Raw genomic sequence first — 2723 nt, 5'->3', positions numbered from 1 at the left:
AAAAAAGGTGATTAAATTGATAGATAATAAGAAAGGATTGGCAAAAATCCACAAGAAACTTGCTAAAAATAAAAAAGTTTCTCTGATGGGCTTTGTATTGTTAACTGCATCTGCTATTATTGCGTTCTATACATTCCCATCTTTGTCAACAGCAGGTTGGATTGCAATTATTTTTGCGTTCATCACAGCGATGTGTTGATTTATCCCAATCGGGATTGCAGCTGCAGAGTTGGCAACAATGAAGGGTTGGACCGAGGGTGGTATTTTCACCTGAGTACGAAATTTAATAGGTCCACGAGCAGGGTTTTTAGTTACATGATTACAGTTTAACGTAACCTTTGGTTTTGTGGCGATGATTTTGTTTGTCCTATCATCATTCTCTTTTGCGTTTGGAGGAGCTGAGGGGTATAACTACATTAACACTCTAAAGCTAGGAACAACGCTTAACCAAGCTTCTTCAATTAACTTATCAACAGATTATCAACCTGGAGCAGTATATGGTATTGCTGTTGTGTTGATTGCTGGGTTAATTGGATTAAGTTTATGAGGGCAAAAACGTTGTCACCAATTAGGACAATTTGCTCTGATTATTGGAATTTTACTTCCATTCGCAGTTGTAGTTGGTTTCTCAATTTATACAGTTGCAACACTTGATAATCCATTGTACTTTATTGGTGAGCGTTTCCAAAAAGAAGCACACCTTGATCCAAGTGCAACCGGAACATCATACGAACTAAATAAGACATTTATGAGTTCAACAGTTATGGCTTCATTTATGGCATTTAGTTTTAGTTTACACGGGGTTGAGGTATCTGCGATTGCAGCTAACCGTATGGAAAACCCATCAAAACTTTACCCACGAGCAATGATGATTGTTGTTATTGCAGCTCTAACTTGCATCGTGATCGGTTCAGTTACAATTTCTATGACTGTGCCTACGCCAACATTATCATTTAATGGTGGTTTAGTGCAAACTGTAATGTTTAACTTAACTGTTGGTGGAATCGATGTTAAGTTACCAAATAATGAAGTTCAACATTACAAAACACTTGCTCATGCATATGAAATGATTGAGCAAAACTATGGAACAGCAGCTGCTAACCAAGTAATGCACCAATTTGTTTATGGTACTCCAATCGGGGGCGAAAACGCAGTTGCAACTCTTGCAACAGCTGATCCATGAGTTAAGGTTGCGGATTTAAATAATCCAAAAATTAACCCATCACAATTCATTAACGTTGTAAACCATGATACTAATAGAGTAGCAATGCAAGGTCTACAAGCAATTTCATTCTTCATCACACTTGGTGTGTTTGTTGAAGTATCTGTGTGAATGTCAAACCTATCAACAGGTTTAAATTATGCAATGCGTAAATCACACTTCCCAAATTGAGCTACATATAGACTTAAGAATGGTTCACCATTAACTATTGCTTTAATTTGGATTGGATTGTTAAGTGGTATCTTTGCTGTATATATCTTCGGATACACTGGTTTATTCGCTTATAGTGGACGAACTATTACAGACGTTTTATCTAATGAAGTAGCTGAAGATGGTATATTAAAACCAATCGATGATGCTAAATTAAATGAAATTAAAGATAAGTTATTTACATACTACGATCCACATGCTCACCATGGTACACATCCACACACTGATGTCTTCCACCATGACTTTAAGAAGTGAGAAACAGCTCAAATTAATGAATTCTTTAAATTTGTAGAAAACAGAATTGGATTTGAACCTGTAGCTTCAGGTACTCCAGCATCTGTTACAAACGTATCATTCATTTCAAACGTTGTATCTCAAATCTCAATGTATTACATCGGATATAACATCTTCTTAATTGGATACTTATCATATGTATTCAAGTCAAACTACATCCGACGTGAATTCAAGATTAAGCACAAGTGAGTACAAGTAACATTAGCATTATTAGCAATGGGTGTTAACACATTCGCTGTTGTTGCTACATACTTACCAGCTGCCCCTGAATTATACCCAGGTAAAGAAGTGTTCTATGTGTTCATTTCAATCGCATTACCAATGTTTATTGGAACACTATTTTTAGGATTATTCTTCTACTTAATCAATTACTGATGAAACAAAAAACGTGGAGTTTGCCTTGTTGAACGTCCAAACCACACAAACGTTGATCAAAATGTACTTGATGTGGTTCGAAACTGACACTTATACAAGGATAAAGAAGAGTTCAAGAAATTTGGACGTCACGTTCAATTATTACAAGAAAAAGATATCTTGATTAATAAAACAAAAGACTACAATAAACGTAAACTACTAGCTTCTGAGATGGAATACTTAGCTGTAGAAATTTCTACAAGATTTGCACCAGAACTAGACGACCATTAGAAAACTTAAAAAACTAGGATTTTGCCTAGTTTTTATTTTTTTATTTGTAATTCTTGACAAATTTGGTATAATATATGTAGCATAATTATGCTATTTAGTAAGTTAAATTACTAAATTAAAATAATTATAAATTTTGATTAGTTTATAGTTATTTTTACGAAAATTCCTTTTATAAAGAAAAAGCACAGAAGCAAACGCTCCTGTGCTTTTTCTTTCTGTTAAATTAAATATTATGCTTTTTTAAATCCATCAATTGTTCTTGTATATGTGTGGTTTGCTTTTTCAAGGTTTGAACCAACACTAAGATTAATTGTTAGATCAACTGCATTTGGATTATCTTTATTAATAGTGA

At 34.1% G+C, this 2723-nt stretch carries 1 protein-coding gene; it reads left to right on the top strand.

Going from position 1 to position 2723, the window contains the following annotated elements; genetic code table 4:
* Positions 1-16: 16 nt before the first annotated feature.
* Entirely contained in the window at positions 17-2371 is a 2355-nt protein-coding gene (locus tag UDIV_RS01725; RefSeq protein WP_038102499.1) for an APC family permease, read from the top strand.
* Positions 2372-2723: the final 352 nt, after the last annotated feature.

Source organism: Ureaplasma diversum NCTC 246 (assembly GCF_000731915.1).
In the GTDB taxonomy this organism is placed as follows: domain Bacteria; phylum Bacillota_I; class Bacilli_A; order Mycoplasmatales; family Mycoplasmoidaceae; genus Ureaplasma; species Ureaplasma diversum.
This window is presented reverse-complemented; position numbering and strand designations above follow the sequence as displayed.